16 protein-coding genes are annotated in these 17,956 nt (G+C 71.5%); 5 read left to right on the top strand and 11 right to left on the bottom strand.

The genetic code is table 11. The features are described 5' to 3' along the window. Positions 1-199 precede the first annotated feature (199 nt). The 3 genes from ADL29_RS21800 to ADL29_RS21790 all read left to right on the top strand — a co-directional run bounded on the left by ADL29_RS21800 (position 200) and on the right by ADL29_RS21790 (position 2,561). Positions 200-859 carry a response regulator gene (locus tag ADL29_RS21800; protein ID WP_053925292.1) on the top strand — a complete coding sequence of 220 codons (660 nt, stop codon included), beginning with the start codon at positions 200-202 and terminating at the stop codon, positions 857-859. Between the two features lie 131 nt (positions 860-990). After that, complete coding sequence (locus tag ADL29_RS21795; RefSeq protein WP_053925291.1) at positions 991-1,407, top strand: pyridoxamine 5'-phosphate oxidase family protein; 417 nt, start codon at positions 991-993, stop codon at positions 1,405-1,407. 98 nt (positions 1,408-1,505) lie between these two features. Further along, positions 1,506-2,561 carry a phosphotransferase gene (locus tag ADL29_RS21790; protein WP_053925290.1) on the top strand — a complete coding sequence of 352 codons (1,056 nt, stop codon included), beginning with the start codon at positions 1,506-1,508 and terminating at the stop codon, positions 2,559-2,561. Between the two features lie 56 nt (positions 2,562-2,617). On the opposite strand, the gene ADL29_RS21785 is transcribed toward ADL29_RS21790, so the two are convergent. Next, positions 2,618-4,234, bottom strand: a complete 1,617-nt coding sequence (locus tag ADL29_RS21785; RefSeq protein WP_053925289.1) for a protein kinase domain-containing protein — start codon at positions 4,232-4,234, stop codon at positions 2,618-2,620. Positions 4,235-4,548: 314 nt separating this feature from the next. Here ADL29_RS21785 and ADL29_RS21780 point away from each other — a divergent pair, with 314 nt between their 5' ends. Then, the gene (locus ADL29_RS21780; RefSeq protein ID WP_053925288.1) at positions 4,549-6,210 is read left to right on the top strand and encodes a protein kinase domain-containing protein; all 1,662 of its coding nucleotides are present in this window, start codon (positions 4,549-4,551) and stop codon (positions 6,208-6,210) included. An 89-nt stretch (positions 6,211-6,299) separates the two neighbouring features. On the opposite strand, the gene ADL29_RS21775 is transcribed toward ADL29_RS21780, so the two are convergent. The 9 genes from ADL29_RS21775 to pdhA form a co-directional block, all read right to left on the bottom strand. Beyond that, entirely contained in the window at positions 6,300-6,860 is a 561-nt protein-coding gene (locus tag ADL29_RS21775) for a bacterial proteasome activator family protein (protein ID WP_211274364.1), read from the bottom strand. A gap of 309 nt (positions 6,861-7,169) precedes the next feature. Continuing rightward, positions 7,170-7,946 carry a hypothetical protein gene (locus ADL29_RS21770; RefSeq protein WP_053925286.1) on the bottom strand — a complete coding sequence of 259 codons (777 nt, stop codon included), beginning with the start codon at positions 7,944-7,946 and terminating at the stop codon, positions 7,170-7,172. 220 nt (positions 7,947-8,166) lie between these two features. After that, entirely contained in the window at positions 8,167-9,144 is a 978-nt protein-coding gene (locus tag ADL29_RS21765; RefSeq protein ID WP_046927123.1) for an NAD(P)H-quinone oxidoreductase, read from the bottom strand. A 110-nt stretch (positions 9,145-9,254) separates the two neighbouring features. Then, positions 9,255-10,415 (bottom strand): potassium channel family protein, encoded by a 1,161-nt coding sequence (locus tag ADL29_RS21760; RefSeq protein WP_046927122.1) that lies wholly within the window; start codon positions 10,413-10,415, stop codon positions 9,255-9,257. Next, positions 10,412-11,995: a molybdopterin molybdotransferase MoeA gene (locus tag ADL29_RS21755; protein ID WP_053925285.1), complete on the bottom strand. Its 1,584-nt coding sequence runs from the start codon at positions 11,993-11,995 to the stop codon at positions 10,412-10,414. Before ADL29_RS21755 ends, ADL29_RS21760 begins: the two co-directional genes overlap by 4 nt. After that, positions 11,992-12,897: an NTP transferase domain-containing protein gene (locus ADL29_RS21750; RefSeq protein WP_053925284.1), complete on the bottom strand. Its 906-nt coding sequence runs from the start codon at positions 12,895-12,897 to the stop codon at positions 11,992-11,994. Before ADL29_RS21750 ends, ADL29_RS21755 begins: the two co-directional genes overlap by 4 nt. Before the next feature lie 102 nt (positions 12,898-12,999). After that, entirely contained in the window at positions 13,000-14,376 is a 1,377-nt protein-coding gene (locus ADL29_RS21745; protein WP_053925283.1) for a dihydrolipoamide acetyltransferase family protein, read from the bottom strand. Next, entirely contained in the window at positions 14,376-15,410 is a 1,035-nt protein-coding gene (locus ADL29_RS21740; RefSeq protein ID WP_053925282.1) for an alpha-ketoacid dehydrogenase subunit beta, read from the bottom strand. Before ADL29_RS21740 ends, ADL29_RS21745 begins: the two co-directional genes overlap by 1 nt. Then, positions 15,407-16,567 carry a pyruvate dehydrogenase (acetyl-transferring) E1 component subunit alpha gene (pdhA, locus tag ADL29_RS21735; protein WP_053925281.1) on the bottom strand — a complete coding sequence of 387 codons (1,161 nt, stop codon included), beginning with the start codon at positions 16,565-16,567 and terminating at the stop codon, positions 15,407-15,409. The genes ADL29_RS21740 and pdhA overlap by 4 nt, the downstream gene beginning before the upstream one ends. Positions 16,568-16,792: 225 nt before the next feature. On the opposite strand from pdhA, the gene ADL29_RS21730 reads away from it, so the two are divergent. Then, on the top strand, positions 16,793-17,311 hold the full coding sequence (locus tag ADL29_RS21730) for an Lrp/AsnC family transcriptional regulator (protein WP_046927116.1): 519 nt from the start codon (positions 16,793-16,795) through the stop codon (positions 17,309-17,311). Positions 17,312-17,363: 52 nt separating this feature from the next. Here the strand turns inward: ADL29_RS21730 and ADL29_RS21725 are convergent, their stop codons facing one another. After that, positions 17,364-17,954 (bottom strand): TetR/AcrR family transcriptional regulator, encoded by a 591-nt coding sequence (locus ADL29_RS21725; protein WP_053925280.1) that lies wholly within the window; start codon positions 17,952-17,954, stop codon positions 17,364-17,366. Between the last annotated feature and the right edge of the window lie 2 nt (positions 17,955-17,956).

Genomic DNA, 17,956 nt, shown 5'->3' with positions numbered 1-17,956 from the left:
AGTGGCCTGCTCTTTGCACGTTACCCAGTGCCAAAGCCTAAGTGAAAACGGCGCTGACCTGCGATTTTGCTTGGATTTCCAAGTAAATCGCGAAGCGTGGGAACAACTCCTGGTCACAGCGTTGCAGGCCGCCGGGACACCGGCACGTTATAACGGTGACCTGGAGCACGGGAAGAGTTTGGTGTGTGAGACTGGAGCAGTGCACGAAGACGGAAAAATCACGGTTTTCCTGCTCGATGACCACGAAGTTGTCCGGCGGGGCGTCCACGAAATGCTGTCGGTCGAAGAGGACATCGAGGTCGTCGGCGAGGCGGGCACCGCCGCGGACGCGCTGGTCAGAATCCCCGCAACCCGCCCCGATGTAGCCGTGCTGGACGTCCGGCTGCCGGACGGCAGTGGCGTCGAGGTCTGCCGCGAGATCCGGTCCCAGAACGAGGACATCAAATGCCTGATGCTCACCTCGTTCGCCGACGACGAGGCCCTTTTCGACGCGATCATGGCCGGCGCCTCGGGCTATGTGCTCAAGGCCATTCGGGGCAATGAACTGCTCTCCGCGGTACGCGATGTGGCGGCCGGAAAGTCCCTGCTCGACCCGGTGGCCACGGCCCGCGTGCTGGAACGGCTGCGCGACGGCAACAACGCGAAGGGCGACGACCGGCTGGCGAATCTCACCGAGCAGGAACGCAAGATCCTCGATCTGATCGGCGAGGGCCTGACCAACCGCGCCATCGGCGAGCGGCTCCATCTCGCCGAAAAAACGATCAAGAATTATGTCTCCAGCCTGCTCTCCAAGCTCGGTATGGAACGCCGTTCCCAGGCCGCCGCATATGTCGCGCGGCTGCAGGCGGAAAAGCACTGAAACGGCCTCTCACCAGGCATGGAGCAGCGGAATAGGCCACTGCACCGATTCCCGCGGCCGGGACCTTGGTCCCGGCCCTTTCGGGGCTGCCGTCCCTACTTGGGGTCGGTGCGGGCGGGCAGTCTGAGGGCATGCCCTTCGACGATTACCGCGCGATCGAGCTGCTGAGCCGGACTCCCTACGGCCGGGTGTCGGCCAGCCGACGGGCGCTGCCGTTCACCACCGTCACCCGGCACCTCATCGTCGACGGGCAGCTCATTCTCCGGCTGCACCGCGGTTACGACTACCACCAGGCGCTCGACGGCAGCGTTGTCGCGTACGAGGCCGACAACGTCAACAGCGGCGCGAGCGACACCTGGTCCGTGCAGTTCACCGGCACGGCGCGGGTCTGCGACCCCACCCCCGCCGAGCGCGCGCTCTTCGGCCGCACACCCCGACTGGCCGACGGCGCGCCCTTCGACCCGGTGTTCCTCCGCATCGAGCCGGAGTTCGTGACCCTGCACCATCTGACGGACGTGCCGGTCTTCCAGTACGCGCAGACGGTGTGACACGCGCGTACTGTACGGCTGCTTCCCATATGCGCACTCTGCGTGAGGCTTTCCTATAAGCCCGCTCTGCCGGACCTCGTTGATCTAACATCTGGCGCGTGCTGCGCTCATCTGTAGCCCGGACGGCGGCAACGCCCGACGGGCACGTCCTCGGATCCCTGCTGCGCCGCTACGAAGGCGCCGGCGATCCCCTGTCGTGTGAACCCGTCGCCGAAGGCCTGCTCAACCACGGCTACTTCCTCGCCACCACGCACGGCCGCTATTTCCTCAAGCACCACCTCGACGGCGACCTCGGCGCCATCACCCGCCAGCACCGCGCCACCCTCCGGCTCGCCGATCTCGGCCTGCCGGTCGCCCCGCCGGTACCCGCCACGGACGGCCGCACGGTCACCGTCCTGGAGGGGCGCTGCTACGCCCTGCACCCGTGGGTCGAGGGCCGGCACCTGGGCGGCGCCGCACTGAGCCCGGCCCAGTCCCGTCGGCTCGGCGCGCTCCTCGGGCTGGTGCACACCGCCCTGGAGCAGGTCATGGGGGCCGATCCGCATCCACCGCGACCCGCGTACCGCGCCGAGGCCGCCGACCCGGCCCATACCTTCGAGCTGATCGACGAGCTGCTCGCGCTGGCCCGCCGGACCCGTCCCCGCACCAGCTTCGACGAACTCGCCGAACACCGCCTCCTCGAGCGCAGGGCACTGCTCAAGCGGCTGGTCCACCGCCGGCCGGCGGCCGGCGTCGCACCCGCCGCCGGCTGGGTGCACGGCGACTTCCATCCGCTCAATGTGCTCTACCGGGGCTCGGAACCGGCCGCGATCGTCGACTGGGACCGGCTGGGCGTCCAGCCCCGCGCCGAGGAGGCGGTTCGCGCCGCCGCGATCTTCTTCGTACGGCCCTGCGGCACCCTGGACCTGGCGAAGGTGGCGGCGTACGCGGGTGCCTACCGCAGCGCCTGCGGGGCCGGGGCCGACGAACTGGCCGCCGCCGTACACCGGGTGTGGTGGGAGCGCCTGAACGACTTCTGGATGCTCACCTGGCGCTACCGGCTGGGCGACCCGCGCACCGACCCGCAGTTCCCGGCGGCGGCCGCGCTGGCGGTGTGGTGGACCCGGGAGTACGCCGCGGTACGGGATGCGTTCGCGGGCCGCTGTTCCACGTGAAACAACGGGCCGCTCCAGAGATCTGGAGCGGCCCGCCGCATTCGTCAGCTGGTCGGTCAGCCGGTGGCACCGCCCGGCGTCGCACCGCCGTCCGCGCCGCCTGTGGTGCCGGCGTCGGTGCCACCGTCCACAGCACCGCCGTCTGCGGTGCCTCCGTCCGCGGTCCCACCGTCGGCCGTTCCGCCGTCGGCGGTTCCGCCGTCCGTCGTACCACCGTCGGAGGGGTCGGTGGAGGGATCGGACGTGGAAGGCTCGTCCGTCGGCGGCTCCGTGCTGGGCGACTCGGACGGCTCCGGCGTGCTGGGCTCGTCACTCGGCGTCGGGGAGTACGTGTCGGAGTCGCCACCCGTGGTACCCGGCAGGGTCTCCGGCGTGCTCGGCTCCTCCGACGGCGGCTCGGTGGTCTTGTCGCTCTTGGACACCGAGGGCGTGGGCGACTTGTGGTCGCTCGGATCCTGGTTGTCCTTCTTGCCGTTCTGCAGCGCGAAAGCCACACCCACCGCGATCGCTATCACCGCGAGCGCCGCGATCAGCCAGAGCTTGCCGCGGCCGCTCTTGGCGGGCCGGTGACCGCCGTCGAAACCGCCGTCGTCGTCCCGGCCGCCCGGCAGGATCGGCTGCGCGGCCGTATGACCGCCATCCTGCTGCCGCAGCGCGGTGGTGGCGGCGTCCCGCATGACCGAGGTGGTGCCGCCCTCATGTATCGCCACCGGGCCGGTGTTCCAGGTGCCGGTGTGACCGCCCTGCTCCTGCAGCATCTGCAGCGAGTACTGGACCAGCCCGCGCATCTCCTCCGCGGTCTGGAAACGGTCGTCCGGGTCCTTGGCCAGCGAACGCATGACCAGGCCGTCCAGCTCCGGCGGCACCGCCTCGGCGACCTCGGACGGCGGCACCGGCATGTCCTGGACGTGCTGGTAGACCACCGACAGCGGGGTCTCACCGGTGAACGGCGGCCGCAGCGCGAGCAGTTCGTACAGCAGACAGCCGGTGGCGTACAGGTCGGAACGGGTGTCGACGGTCTTGCCGAGCGCCTGTTCCGGGGAGAGGTACTGCGGAGTGCCCATGACCATGCCGGTCTGGGTCATCGTGGACTGCGCGCCGTGCAGGGCACGGGCGATACCGAAGTCCATGACCTTCACCGCACCGCTGTGCGTGATGATCACGTTCGCGGGCTTGATGTCACGGTGCACGATGCCGTGCTGGTGGCTGTAGGCCAGCGCCTCCAGCACCCCGGAGACGATGATCAGCGCCTGGTCCGGCGGCGGGGCATCGGCGTTGAGCAGCAGGTCACGGATGGTGCGGCCCTCGACCAGCTCCATCACGATGTACGGCACGGTGTTGCCGCTGACGAAGTCCTCGCCGGAGTCGTAGACGGCGACAACGGCGTGGTGGTTCAGTCCGGCCACGGACTGTGCCTCGCGCGTGAATCGGGCCTTGGACACCGGGTCTTCGGCCAGATCGGCGCGCAGCAGCTTCACGGCGACGGTGCGGCCCAGCCGTACGTCTTCGGCCGCGAACACCTCCGCCATACCGCCGCGGCCGAGCCGGCGCGTGAGCCGGTAGCGGCCATCGCCGACCAGCCCTCCATTGCCCCACATCTCCGGTGTGTCGGGGATATTGGAGCCGGTGGCCTCAGGATCGGACGGGCCCTGCGGGCTCTGCGTCGGTGCCATCGGTCCTCGCCGTCGAATCGATCCGCATCAAGAGCGGTAAGGTCTCGGTCTTCGCTACAGCACGCTACAGGTTCGACGACACCCACCGGTCCGTCATGGACCGGCCATCAAACCGCCCGGATGTCAGTAGGGGCAAGTTCACCAGGGGTAATCGAAGCCGCAAAAGATCTCTGGACCGTGGCCGGATCTTGCGCATCTGGTCACGGAACGGGCACACGGCTTGACGTGTCACTGCCCTGGGGCAGACTTGGCTGCGGAATTCCAGAATTTGATCGCGATACGTACGGGCAGTACGCCCAGGGGGAAGCGGAACCATGAGCCAGGACGGCGCTCAAGGCCAATTCGAGGGCCGTTCGGTCGGCGGAGGACGTTACCAGCTTCGTGATCTTCTCGGCGCGGGCGGAATGGCATCCGTACACCTCGCGTACGACAGCGTGCTGGACCGCGAGGTCGCGATCAAGACACTGCACACCGAGCTCGGTCGCGAGCAGGCATTCCGCGAGCGCTTCCGCCGCGAGGCGCAGTCCGTGGCGAAGCTCACGCACACCAATATCGTCTCGGTCTTCGACTCCGGCGAGGACGAGCTCGACGGCGGCATGGTGCCGTACATCATCATGGAGTACGTCTCCGGGCAGCCGCTGCGCTCGGAGCTCGACAACGACATCGCCCAGCACGGCGCGATGCCGACCGACAAGGCGCTGAAGATCACCGCCGATGTGCTCGCCGCGCTCGAGGCGAGCCATGAGATGGGCCTGGTCCACCGGGACATCAAGCCGGGCAACGTCATGATGACCAAGCGCAATGTCGTCAAGGTCATGGACTTCGGCATCGCCCGCGCCATGCAGTCCGGCGTCACCTCCATGACGCAGACCGGCATGGTCGTCGGCACCCCGCAATATCTGTCGCCCGAGCAGGCGCTGGGCCGGGGCGTGGACGCCCGCTCCGACCTCTACTCCGTCGGCATCATGCTCTTCGAGCTGCTGACCGGACAGCTGCCCTTCGACGCGGACTCCCCGCTGGCCATCGCCTACGCCCATGTCCAGGAAGAGCCGCCGGTTCCGTCGAGCATCAATCGCTCGCTGCCGCCGGCCGTGGACGCGCTGGTGGCCCGTGCACTGAAGAAGAATCCCAACGAGCGGTTCCCGACCGCCGAGGCGATGCAGGACGAATGTCTGCGGATCGCCGGCTCCGGGCAGTCCGGATCGCCGCTGATCATCAGCGAGGGCCCGCGGGCGCGCACCAGCGGTTCGTCGGTGTCCTCCTCGGTGTTCCCCACCGCCAGCGGCAACCCGCACACCCCGGCACCGCCGAGCGTGCAGCAGCCGTATCAGCCGACGCAGGCGGCCTTCGGACCGTCCACTCCGCCGCCGGTGAACAACGCCTATCCGACCCCGGCACCGGCGCCCGGGCCGACCCCCGCGCCGTTCAACGCCGGTGGCTTCCAGCCCCCGCCGACGTTCACGCCGCCGCCGGTGGCTCCCTCGATGCCGACGAGCGGCGGCCCGGGCGCTCCTCGCAAGAACAACACCGCGGTGATCGTCGTCTCGGCGATAGTGGGTGTGATCGTGGTCACGGCGATCGCGATCGGCATCGGGCTGAGCGCCGGGGGGTCCAGCGACGACAACGGCAGCGACGACCCCACATCGGGGTACTCGACGAACTCCTCCGACTCGGCGTCGCCGACCGTGAGCGTCAGGCCTCCGGACAAGACGAAGACGATAGCGGCGTCCGAGTGCACCTCCCCCCAGCACCCGTACGGCGAAGAGAAAATGGTCTACGTCCCGTCGTTCGTTTTGAAGGACCTGGACTCCGTGAAGGCGTGCCTGGACGCCGCCCACTGGAAGTACAAGGTGACGGAGACCAACTCGTTCTTCGCCAAGAACGCCGTCACGACGCAGACCCCGAGCTACTACGGCAGGTGGACCCCGGGTGAGGACGAGCCGATCCAGCTGACCGTCTCGACCGGCCACTACTGACCGGGGTACGGGTCCAGAGCCTGAGACACAGCGGAGGGGCCGGCACGCAGCGCGCGTGCCGGCCCCTCCTGTCGTACTGCCACTGCGGCCTAGAGATACGGACCCGACCGGGCACCGCCGTGACCGGGGATCTCGTCGCCGTCGGTCGGGGCGCCGGGCGGCAGGGCGCGGCGCATGGACTCCAGCTGGGCGCGGGCCGCCATCTGCTGGGCGAACAGCGCGGTCTGGATGCCGTGGAAGAGGCCCTCCAGCCAGCCCACCAACTGGGCCTGGGCGATGCGCAGTTCCGATTCCGTCGGCACCGATTCGTCGGTGAACGGCAGGGAGAGCCGCTCCAGCTCCTCCACCAGCTCGGGCGCCAGTCCGTCTTCCAGCTCCTTCACCGAGCTGGCGTGGATCTCCTTGAGGCGGACCCGGCTCGCCTCGTCCAGAGGGGCGGACTTCACCTCCTCCAGCAGCTGCTTGATCATGCTGCCGATGCGCATGACCTTGGCAGGCTGTTCGACCATGTCGGTCACCGGAACCTCGCGGGGCTCTTCGCCGTTGTCCCCGCCGCCACCGGGGCCGGCACTGCCGAGCGCCATGCCGTCCGGGCCGACAACCAGGACGTGCGGGTTCTCCTGCGACCGTTCGTTCATCGGCATATCCATGCCGCCATTGTCGCGTACCCGCACGTTGGCGGGTGCGGCGCCGTGCTCGTTCCGTTGTTTTGAGCCCGCCGGACGCGGGGCCGGGAGAAAATGCGGGATCGGCCGCAGGGTGCAGGGGGGAAGTCCAGGAGGCCTGGCACCGCACTCACCCTCGGTTGTTTCACGTGAAACCGTGCGTGACGGTCGGGCTGGTTTCACGTGAAACGGTGACTTTTCGGTGAGCTGTCTGTTTCACGTGAAACGGTGAGTGCCGGGGAATTGCGCGGTTCCTCTGGTGCGGTGTTTCACGTGAAACAGCCGGCTTCCGGCTCAGCGGCGGCGTAGCCGCAGGCCCAGGAAGGCCAGGCCCAGGCCGGTGAGGGCGAGGCCGGCGCCCATGGGGAGGACGCGTTCGACCGGGGCCGTGGGGGTTTCCATCGCATACGGCTCGGCCGGGTCGGACGGTTCGGCGTCGTCCGGTGGGGTGTGGTGCCGCTTCTTGGACGGTGAGGGCGGCTGGAGGGGCTTGTACGGGCGGTGGCCGAGGCCGCCCGCGACGTCGGAGTGGGGTCCGGGGGAAGGACCGGGCGCGGCGGACCGAGGGGGTGCGGGTGGTGGGTCGGACGGCGCCGGACGGCCGGGGTCCTGCGCCTCGTCGGACGGACTCTCGGGGGAGCCGGACGGGGAATCCTCCGGGCCCGGGGCGTCCGGATCGTCGTCCGGCGAGGAGTCGTCCGGGTCTAGCCCGTAACGGGGGTCGTGCCAGGGGAGGTACTCGGGCGGCTCATCCGGGTAGCGCGGCGTCTCATCGGGGATATGGGCGAAGAAATCCCGCAGGACGGGGAGGTCCGCGATGTGCATGTCGGCATCCGGCCTCGGGACTCCCGGCAGGTATTCCAGCGACTCCGGGCGACCGGGGTGTCCGCGGCCTTCTCCCGCCCGGTTTCCGGCCAGCGGTGGATCCGCCGCATAGCCGTCGGGCAGTGCATGCCCCCGTACGAGGTGTGACGGGCGGTCGGGCGGAGCGGCCCGCTGCTCCGCGGCCAGCGCGGTGGTCGCCAGCGGGACGGGCAGAGCGGCGGCGGCCACCAGCAGACCGGTGGTCATGCGCGAACGGAATCCTGGAGCCACAGCCGTGCCCCTCCCGTGCCGAGCCGTCGAGTGACATGCCCAGAGTCACATGTGACTAGATTCACGACATCTTGGACATGTCGATCGGGTTATGTGTCGTGGACGGGAGGGGCCGCGGACAGCGGCGGTTCCGGCCGCGGTCGGCGCGGGCTCCGGGTTGTCGGCGTACGCGGAGCCTGCCGGTCGCGGCGGGCGGTCAGACCGTCAGGACGACCTTGCCGACATGTGCGCTCGCGTCCACCACGCGATGCGCCTCGGCGGCGTCCGCCATCGGGATCGTACGGTCCACGATCGGCCGCACCTGGCCGTTGCCGATCAGCGGCCAGACATGCTCGCGCACGGCCGCGACAATGGCCGCCTTCTCGCTCAGCGGGCGGGCGCGCAGACCGGTGGCGGTGATCGCGGCGCGCTTGGCGAGCAGGGCGGCGAGATTCAGCTCCGCCTTCACCCCGCCCTGCATCCCGATGATCGCCAGCCGCCCGCTGACCGCCAGCGCCTTGACGTTTTTCTGCAGGTACTTCGCGCCGATGATGTCGAGGATGACGTCCGCGCCCTTGCCGTCGGTGGCCTTGCGGAGTTCCTGGACGAAGTCCTGTTCGCGGTAGTCGATGAGGATGTCGGCGCCCAGCTCCGCGCAGCGGGCCAGCTTCTCGGGACCGCCCGCGGTGACCGCGACCCGCGCGCCGACCGCCTTGGCGAGCTGGATCGCCATCGTGCCGATACCGCTGGCACCGCCGTGGACCAGCAGCGTCTCGCCGGGCCGCAGGTGCGCGATCATGAAGACGTTGGACCAGACGGTGCATGCCACCTCGGGCAGTGCGGCGGCCGCCACCAGATCGAGGCCGGGCGGCAGCGGCAGCACCTGCCCGGCCGGGACGGCCACCTTTTCGGCGTAACCGCCGCCCGCCAGCAGCGCGCACACCTCGTCGCCGATGGCCCAGCCGTGCACCCCCGGACCGACCGCGACGATCCGGCCGGAGCACTCCAGGCCGGGGTACGGCGAGGAGCCGGGCGGCGGGTCGTAGAAGCCCTGACGCTGCAGCAGGTCCGCGCGGTTCACGGCGCTGGCCACGACCTCGATGAGGACCTCGCCCTCGGCGGGCTGCGGATCGGGCACATCCGCCCAGACAAGTGCTTCCGGGCCACCGGGCTCCGGGATAGTGATCGCTCGCATGAGCGCGAGGCTACTCGTCGACCGGGCAGGGGGCGATGGGGCGGGTGCCGCGGACCGCAGCCGGTACCGGCGGTCAGCTGCCGAAGGGCACGCTGTCCGTGTCGGCGCGGCTACTCGTCCGGCCGGTAATCGTCCGCCCGGCGCATCGGCGAGATGCCGGTGCCGGGCAGCGTGGTGGACTGGGCGCGGTTCGGCCTGCCGGGGATGTCCGGCTCCTCCGTCGCGGCCGCGCGGACGATGGTGATCAGCCGGTCGGTGGACTGCAGCGGGCTGGCCGCCGGGTCGTCGTAACCGATCAGGCGGTGGCCCCGCAGCACCGAGACGACCAGGTCATCGGTCTCCCGCACCGACTTGCCGACCTCGGACTTCACCACCGGCCGCTCGATCAGGTCCAGTCCGCTGCCCTGCTGGATCAGATCCTCCATGACCGTTCCCGCACTCGGACTGTGCACCGAGAGCCCCAGCAGCCGCCCGGCCGCGCTCGCCGAGGTGATCACGGCGTCGGCACCGGACTGCCGCAGCAGCGGAGCGTTCTCCTCCTCCCGCACCGCCGCGACGATGTTCGCCCGCTTGTTGAGCTGACGGGCGGTCAAGGAGACCAGCACGGCGGTGTCATCGCGCTGGGTGGCGATGACGACCTGGTGGGCGCGCTGGACCTCGGCCCGCAGCAGTACATCGCTGCGGGTCGCATCGCCGACCACCCCCGCGAACCCCTCGGCCACCGCGGCCTCGATCACCTTGGGGCTGGGGTCGACGATGACGATCTTCTCCCGGGACAGGCCCGTGGCACGGAGGGTCTGGACGGCGCTGCGGCCCTTGGTGCCGTATCCGACGATGACGGTGTGGTCGCGCACGGCGGTTCTCCAGCGTTTGAGTTGCCACTGCTCGCGGGTGCGCTCGGTCAGCACCTCCAGTGTCGTGCCGACCAAGATGATCAGGAACAGCACCCGCAGCGGCGTGATGAGCAGGATGTTGAGCAGCCGCGCACTGTCCCCGTACGGGACGATGTCGCCGTAGCCGGTGGTCGAGAGCGTGACCGTCGCGTAGTAGACGCAGTCGAGGAAATCCACCGAGCCGTCGGCGTTGTCGTGGTACTCCGCGCGGTCGATCCACACGATGAAGACCGTCGCGATCAGGACCAGCAGCGCCATCATCAGGCGGCGGGTGACCTGCCGCAGCGGTGCCACGGGGGCACGGCGCGGCAGTATCACCCGGTGCGAACGGTCCTCGGGGACGTCGCGCGCCGCTGCGTCGTGGGACGGGAGCTTCACCCGGCGCCTCCGGAGGGGCCGTACGGGGGCGTTGCCCCGGGCGGCGACCAGTCCGCCGCCCAGGGGAGTTCGAGGAGTTCGACCTCGGTACCGCGGTCCCCGCCGCCGGGCGGGATGACGGCCAGCGCATCGGCGGCGGCGATCCCGCGCAGCATCGCGGGGCCGTGGAAGTGCAGCGGTTCGGCCATCAGCCCGTAGCGGTCGTCGTCGCGATAGGACACCGGGACGAGCCGGGTGTCGCGCGGATGGCCGTGGACCGAGGACCACAGCGGCGTGCGGTACGGGGCCGGGGCACGGCGGGCGGACAGCGTGCGCAGCAGCGGCTCGGCGAGGGTGAGCAGGCCGGAGGCGGCGGCGAGGGGGTTGCCGGGGAGCCCGACGAGGTGGCGGTGCGGGGTGATGCGGGCGAGCAGCATCGGGTGCCCCGGCCGTACCTCCACGCCGTCCACCAGCACCTCGGAGCCCAGCCGGTGGAGCGTGGGGTGCACATGGTCGACCGGACCCCCCGCGGTGCCGCCCGTGGTGATGACGACATCGGCCCGCGAGCCGGCGATCGCCTCGTACAGGGTGTCGGGGTCATCGGCGAGATGGCGCGGGGCGGCCGCCTCGGCCCCCAGCGCCTGCAGCCAGGGGCCGAGCATCGGGCCGAGCGCGTCGCGGATCCGGCCCTCGTGCGGCAGGCCGTGGCGCAGCAGCTCATCGCCCAGGACGAAGACGTCCACCCGCGGGCGGGGGTACGTGGTCAGCTCGTCGTAACCGGCGGCCGCGGCCAGGCCCAGGACCGCGGGCGTCACCAGGGCGCCGGACGCCAGGAGTTGGTCGCCGCTGCGGCACTCCTGGCCGCGCGGGCGGATGTCCTGGCCCGGCGACGCGGGCCGCAGCGCATACAGCCGGGACCGGCCGTCGGTCATCTCCCGGACCTCGCCGTGCTCGCTGCGCAGTACGGCGGTGGCGCCGGCCGGGACCCGCGCCCCGGTGGCGATGGCGATCGCATGGCCGTCGGCGAGCGGGGCGGTGGGGACATGGCCGGCGAGGATGCCGGGGGCGTCGCCGGGGTGGTCGAGGTGCCAGGGGCCGGGGCCGGAGACCGCCCAGCCGTCCATGGCCGAGGTGTCGAAGGACGGCAGATCGGTGAGGGCGGCGAGCGGGGCGGCGAGGGTGCGGCCGAGTGCTTCGCCCAGCGGGGCCGTCTCGGGCGGGAGCGGACCGGGCGCGGCGCGGCGGGCGATGGCGCGTGCGGTGTGCCACGGACAGGGGGCGACCGGGGCCGGGTCGGGGGTGCGGGAGGCGGCAGGCGAGGGGGTGCCGACGGGGGGCGTGCTGCCGGTGCCGGAGGGGGCCCCCGTATCGGCCGGGGTGCCCGTACCGGGCGGATTGTCCGGGGCGGTGCCCCGGGCGTGCGCGTGGTCCGGTGTTTCGCTCCATGCGCCGTACGGCCCGTCGTACGCGTCACCTGCGCCGGGCGCCCGGCCCGCACCGTGCGGCCCGCTCGCGGCAGCGTGCCGGGCGCCCGCCGGTACGGCTCCGTTGGCCAGCGCGAGCGCATCGTCCAGCGCGGCGTCGAACTCCCCCTCGGTCATTCCGCGGGCTTCGTTTCGCCGCCCGTGGCGCCGGGGGCCCCGTCCGCGCTCTCCTCGCCCTCGGCGGCCCATCGGTTGGCCAGGGCGGCGGCCCGCTGGGCCAGCTCGGCCACATCGGCGCCCTGCCGGCCCGCCGCGTAGCCGATCAGAAAGGTCGTCAGCGGGGCGGCCGGGCGGGCCACGCCGTGTGCGGCGTCCCGGGCGAGGTCGAGCAGGGTCGCGGTGTCGACCTCGAGGTCGATGCCCAGTTCGGCCTTTACTGCGGTGATCCATTCGTCCAACACATGTCCATGCTCCCTGATGCGGGCGCGTGCCACGCCGATGTCTTCCCAGGTGTCGCAGTCGAAGGAGGCCGTGGACGTGGCGTCCGGGACCCGTTCCAGCGCCAGCTCGGCCAGCAGTGCGCGCAGCGGCAGTCCGGTCAGGGTGCCGTGTTCGGCGCGCAGCAGGGCCAGTTCGCGGCGCAGCGACTCGGCCCGGTAGGCGGCGACCAGCGGCTGGTCGCGCCCGCCGGCGTCGCGCAGCAGGGCCCCGTCGCGGGGCGTGCCGCCGTCGGCCGTCCCGGTCGCCGCCGCGAGGAGGGCGCGTACGGTCCCGGGCGTCAGGAACGGCAGGTCGGCGGAGAGGACGAGGACGGTGGGGGCGGTGGTGTGCCTCAGGCCGACGTCGAGCGCGGCGAGCGGGCCGCCGCCGGGCGGGTCCTCCAGGGCGCGGACCACGGGGCGGCCCGCCGGGCGCCGGGGGCCGACGACGACGGTGATCGCCGCATCGGTGCAGGCGGCGAGGACCCGGTCCAGCAGGGCGCGGCCGCCGACCGACAGGGCGGGTTTGTCCGCCCCGCCGAGCCGCCGGGCCGCGCCTCCGGCCAGCACGATGCTGTCGTAGTCGGTGTGGTCGCTCACCCCTTGAGTATCACCAGGGTCTTCGCGTTCACACAGGGGTCACGGCCGTCGAAGGTGTCGCGGCAGCCACCGGGCTACGGCTGCGCGCGGCACCCCGACGTCTCACAGCGTGCGCAGCAGCAGCGCCGGTTGTTCGACACAGTCGGCGACGAACCGCAGGAAGCCGCCGGCCGTGGCGCCGTCGCACACCCGGTGGTCGAAGGTGAACGACAGCTGGACGACCTGCCGGACGGCCAGCTCACCTTCGTGGACCCAGGGTTTGGCGGCTATCCGGCCGACGCCGAGCATCGCGGCCTCGGGGTGGTTGATGATCGGCGTGGAGCCGTCGACGCCGAAGACGCCGTAGTTGTTGAGGGTGAAGGTGCCGTGGGTCAGCTCGGACGGAGAGAGCCCGCCGGTCCGGGCGGTCTCGGTGAGCCGGGCCATCTCGGCCGACAGGTCCTCGACCGTGCGGGTGTGGGCGTCGCGCACCACCGGGACGACCAGGCCGCGGTCGGTCTGGGCGGCGAAGCCCAGGTGGACGGCGGGCAGCCGGACGATCTCCCGGGTCCGGGTGTCGACGGTCGCGTTGAGCTCGGGGAACCGGGCCAGCGCGGCCGTGGTGACCCGGGCCAGCAGCGCGAGCAGCGACACCTTGGGGGCGCCGGGGACGTTCATCGCCCGGCGGGCGGCGAGGAGTTCGGTGGCGTCGGCGTCCACCCAGCAGGTGGCGTCCGGGATCTCCTGGCGGCTGCGGCTGAACTTCTCGGCCGCGGCGCCCCGCATTCCCTTCAGCGGGATGCGCTCGGCCTGCGGTGCGGCCCCGGCGGCGGACGCGGCCCCTACCGCGCCCGCCACGGAGGCCGCCGTGGTGGCCGTCTCCCGCTCCCGGATCGCCCGCTCAACGTCCGAGCGCAGAATCAGCCCGTCCCGCCCTGACCCGGTCAGTTCCCCCAGGTCCAGGCCGTTTTCCCGCGCCATGCGGCGCACCAGCGGCGAGATGACGGGGATCGTACGGCTCTCGGGGGCGGTGGCGACGGGGGCCGCGGCCCGCTCGGGCGGGCCCGGTACGTCCTGCGCGGGACCGGCGCCTGCCGGCCGGACCCTCCGCCGACGCGCCGCGGCCTCGCTCGTTCCGTAGCCGACCAGCACATTTCCCGAGCCGGTGGACTCCTCCGGGGGCCCGGTGTCCGCCGCTCCGGCGGCACCGGCCGCCCCGTCGCCCGCACCCTCGCCTGCCAGGTCGTCCGGCACCGCGCCCACCGCCACCGTCACCAGCGGCGACCCCACCGGGACCTCGGCCCCTTCCTCGCCGAAGCGGGCGGTGACCACGCCGCCGTAGGGGCAGGGCACCTCCACCATCGCCTTGGCGGTCTCCACCTCGACCACGGGCTGGTCGACGGCCACCACCTGGCCGACCTCGACCAGCCACTGCACGATCGTCGCCTCGGTGAGGCCTTCCCCCAGGTCAGGGAGGGTGAATTCACGGACCACGGCCATCACGCACCACGTCCCTCGGTCCAGCCCGACTCCCACTGGAGACGGGCGACGGTGTCCAGGATCCGGTCCACACCAGGCAGATGGTGTCTCTCCAGCATGGGCGGCGGATACGGGATGTCGAAACCGGCGACCCGCAGCACCGGCGCCTCCAGGTGGTGGAAGCAGCGCTCGGTGATCCGGGCGGCGATCTCGCCACCGGGGCCGCCGAATCCGGGCGACTCATGGACGACCACCGCACGGCCGGTACGCCGGACCGACGCGCAGACCGCCTCGTCGTCGAACGGCATCAGCGAGCGCAGATCGAGGACCTCCAGGTCCCAGCCCTCGGCGCGGGCGGCCTCGGCGGCCTCCAGACAGACCGGCAGCGACGGGCCGTAGGTGATCAGCGTGGCGCTCTCGCCGCGGCGCCGGATCTCGGCGCGGCCTATCGGGGCGACGGGCGTGGGGGCGTCGGGCGACCAGTCGTCCTTGGACCAGTACAGCCGCTTGGGCTCCAGGAAGACGACCGGGTCGTCGGAGGCGATGGCGGCGCGCAGCAGCCCGTAGGCGTCCGCGACGGTCGCCGGGGTGACGACCTGGAGGCCGGGCGTGGCGAGGTAGTAGGCCTCGGAGGAGTCGCTGTGGTGCTCGACGCCGCCGATGCCGCCGCCGTAGGGGACGCGGATGGTCAGCGGCATCGGCACGGCGCCGTGGGTGCGGTTGCGCATCCGGGAGACATGGCTGATGAGCTGCTCGAACGCCGGGTAGGCGAACGCGTCGAACTGCATCTCCACCACCGGCCGCAGCCCGTACATGGCCATGCCGACGGCGGTGCCGAGGATGCCGGCCTCGGCGAGCGGGGTGTCGCTGCAGCGGTCCTCGCCGAACTCCTTGGCCAGGCCGTCGGTGATCCGGAAGACGCCGCCCAGGGTGCCGACGTCCTCGCCCATGAGATGGACCGTCGGGTCCGCTGCCATGGCGTCGTGCAGCGCGCGGGTCAGCGCCTGCGCCATGGTGGCGGGCTTGCGGGTGGCCGCCGGAGCAGTGGTCGTCATGGCCTGGCCTCCTCGGCGGGGGTCTGCTCTGCGTCGAGTTCGGCGCGCAACTGGGCGGCCTGGTCACGTAGTTGGCTGGTCTGCTCGGCGAAGACGTGGGTGAACAGGTCCATCGGGTCGAGCGCCGGGTCCTGGTTCATCCGCCCCCGCAGGTCGGCCGCCAGGCGCTCGGCGCCGTCCTGGGTGGCGGCGGCGAATTCGTCGGTGAGCAGTCCGCGGGCGGTCAGTTCGCGCTCCAGAAGGGCTATCGGGTCGTGCGCCCGCCATGCCTCGACCTCGGCGTCGGTGCGGTAGCGGGTGGCGTCGTCGGCGTTGGTGTGGGCCTCGATGCGGTAGGTGATGGCCTCGATCAGGGTGGGGCCGCCGCCCCTGCGGGCGCGCTGTACGGCCTCGGTGAGGACCTCGTGCAGGGCGGGTGCGTCGTTGCCGTCCACCAGGCGGCCCGGCATGCCGTAACCGACCGCCTTGTGTGCCAGGGAGGGGGCGGCGGACTGCTTGGCGAGCGGTACGGAGATCGCGAAGCCGTTGTTCTGGACGAGGAAGACGGCCGGGGCCTGCCAGACCGCCGCGAAATTCAGCGCCTCGTGGAAGTCGCCCTCGCTGGTGCCGCCGTCGCCCACCATGGCCAGCGCCACGACGTCGTCGCCCTTGAGGCGGGCGGCGTGTGCCAGGCCCACGGCATGCGGGAGCTGGGTGGCGAGCGGGGTGCACAGGGGGGCGATGCGGTGCCGGTGCGGGTCGTAGCCGGTGTGCCAGTCGCCGCGCAGCAGGGTCAGCGCCTGTACGGGGTCGAGGCCGCGGGCCACGGCGGCGAGGGTGTCGCGGTAGCTGGGGAAGAGCCAGTCGCGGTCCTCCAGGGCCAGCGCGGCGGCCACTTGGCAGGCCTCCTGCCCGGTGGAGGACGGATAGACCGCGAGCCGCCCCTGCCGGGTCAGGGCCGTGGCCTGGACGTTGTAGCGGCGGCCGCGCACCAGCTCGGCGTAGAGCCGCTTGAGCAGGTCCGCGTCGAGCCCGCGGGCGGCGGGCGTCCCCAGGAGGCGGTACGGCTCGGCATCGGGCAGGAGAGGTGCGGGATCGACGCGCGGCCGCCAGTCGGGCGGCGGGCCGGGCAGAGAGCTCTTGTTCCTGCTGCTGCCGGGCTGCTCAAGGACCGTCATGACGAGCACCTCCTCGGATCGAAGGGGGCGGCGCGAGGCGCCTGATATGGGGTGGTGGCGGGCGACTCATGGGCAGGATGCAGCCGGTAGGGGCGGCCCGGCCCTTCCCTACCGATTGTTCGGTCGCCAATGCATTTTGGCTACATGCGGACTCAGCCTGTGGACAAACGGTTCTCCACAGCTTGAGATGAATGCAGGACGTCCACAACGGGGAGGCGGGACCATATGCGGGACGAACAGATGGCCAATCCTGGCGCCCAGCCGTCGCCGGCATCCGCCCCGCCGTCACCGCCCGCACGCCCGCTGGACACCGTCGACCGCGCGATCCTGCGCATGCTGCGGACCGACGGCCGCGCCTCGATCCGCTCCGTCGCCGAGCAGGTCCATGTCTCGCGCGCCAACGCCTACGCCCGGATCAACAGGCTGATCGACGACGGCGTCATACGGGGCTTCAGCGCCCTCATAGACCAGGAACGCGCAGGTCAGGGCGCTTCCGCGTACATCACGCTGAAGATTGTGCAGAACTCCTGGCGGACCGTGCGCGCCCAGCTCACGGCGCTGCCCGGGGCGGCCCACATCGCGCTGGTCAGCGGCGATTTCGACGTCCTGCTGCTGGTCCACACCAGGGACAACCGGGAACTGCGGGAGCTGGTCCTGACCCGGATCCAGTCGATCCCGGAGGTGCTCAGCACCCGCACCCTGCTGGTCTTCGAGGAGACGGAACTGGGCCCGGAGGAGGAGTAGCGCGAACGGGCGGCTCCGGGCTCCCGGCCGCCCCGCAGGCCCCCGCCGCCCCTCAGCTCTTGCGCAGCCCCGCGAACGCCGTTTGCACCACGGCCTCGGCCACGTCGTCCCGGCTCGCCGCGCCGCCGCGCCCCGGCCGGTACCACTCCACAATCGAGTTGATCATGCCGAACAGCAGCCGGGTGGCCAGCCGGATGTCGACGTCGTCGCGCAGATCACCGTCGGCGGCCGCCTGCTTGAGCAGATCCGCGACCTCGTGGTCGAACTCGCGGCGCCGCTCCATCGCCCACCGCTCGGTGTCGGTGTTCCCGCGCACCCGCAACAGCAGCGTCACATAGGGCAGTTCGTCCATCAGCACCTCGGCCTCGCGCCTGGTGACGTACTCCAGCCGCTCGATCGCCCGTCCCTCTAGGGCGCCCGGCTCCTGCAGGACGCCGAACAGACCGTCCAGGGCGCGGCTTATCGCCCGGTGGAGCAGCTCCTCCTTGCTGCGCACATGGTGGTAGATCGAGGACTTGGAGATGCCGGCCGCCTTGGAGAGATGCTCCATGGATGTGCCGTCGTATCCGCGCTCGATGAACACCTCGACGGCGACCGCGAGCAGCGAATCGGGCGTATAGGTGTCGCGCTTGGCCATGGTCATGA

This window comes from Streptomyces chattanoogensis, from assembly GCF_001294335.1.
GTDB classification, from domain to species: domain Bacteria; phylum Actinomycetota; class Actinomycetes; order Streptomycetales; family Streptomycetaceae; genus Streptomyces; species Streptomyces chattanoogensis.
Note: the sequence above shows the minus strand (reverse complement) of the source record. Positions and strands in the feature narration are given on the sequence as shown.

Bases quoted from the DNA above. Each gene is read 5' to 3' on its own strand.
- ADL29_RS21785 (WP_053925289.1), bottom strand. From the start codon at position 4,234: ATGGCACCGACGCAGAGCCCGCAGGGCCCGTCCGATCCTGAGGCCACC.
- ADL29_RS21775 (WP_211274364.1), bottom strand. From the start codon at position 6,860: ATGGATATGCCGATGAACGAACGGTCGCAGGAGAACCCGCACGTCCTG.
- ADL29_RS21745 (WP_053925283.1), bottom strand. From the start codon at position 14,376: ATGGCCGTGGTCCGTGAATTCACCCTCCCTGACCTGGGGGAAGGCCTC.
- ADL29_RS21725 (WP_053925280.1), bottom strand. From the start codon at position 17,954: ATGACCATGGCCAAGCGCGACACCTATACGCCCGATTCGCTGCTCGCG.
- pdhA (WP_053925281.1), bottom strand. From the start codon at position 16,567: ATGACGGTCCTTGAGCAGCCCGGCAGCAGCAGGAACAAGAGCTCTCTG.
- ADL29_RS21740 (WP_053925282.1), bottom strand. From the start codon at position 15,410: ATGACGACCACTGCTCCGGCGGCCACCCGCAAGCCCGCCACCATGGCG.
- ADL29_RS21795 (WP_053925291.1), top strand. From the start codon at position 991: ATGCCCTTCGACGATTACCGCGCGATCGAGCTGCTGAGCCGGACTCCC.
- ADL29_RS21770 (WP_053925286.1), bottom strand. From the start codon at position 7,946: ATGACCACCGGTCTGCTGGTGGCCGCCGCCGCTCTGCCCGTCCCGCTG.
- ADL29_RS21765 (WP_046927123.1), bottom strand. From the start codon at position 9,144: ATGCGAGCGATCACTATCCCGGAGCCCGGTGGCCCGGAAGCACTTGTC.
- ADL29_RS21780 (WP_053925288.1), top strand. From the start codon at position 4,549: ATGAGCCAGGACGGCGCTCAAGGCCAATTCGAGGGCCGTTCGGTCGGC.
- ADL29_RS21755 (WP_053925285.1), bottom strand. From the start codon at position 11,995: ATGACCGAGGGGGAGTTCGACGCCGCGCTGGACGATGCGCTCGCGCTG.
- ADL29_RS21730 (WP_046927116.1), top strand. From the start codon at position 16,793: ATGCGGGACGAACAGATGGCCAATCCTGGCGCCCAGCCGTCGCCGGCA.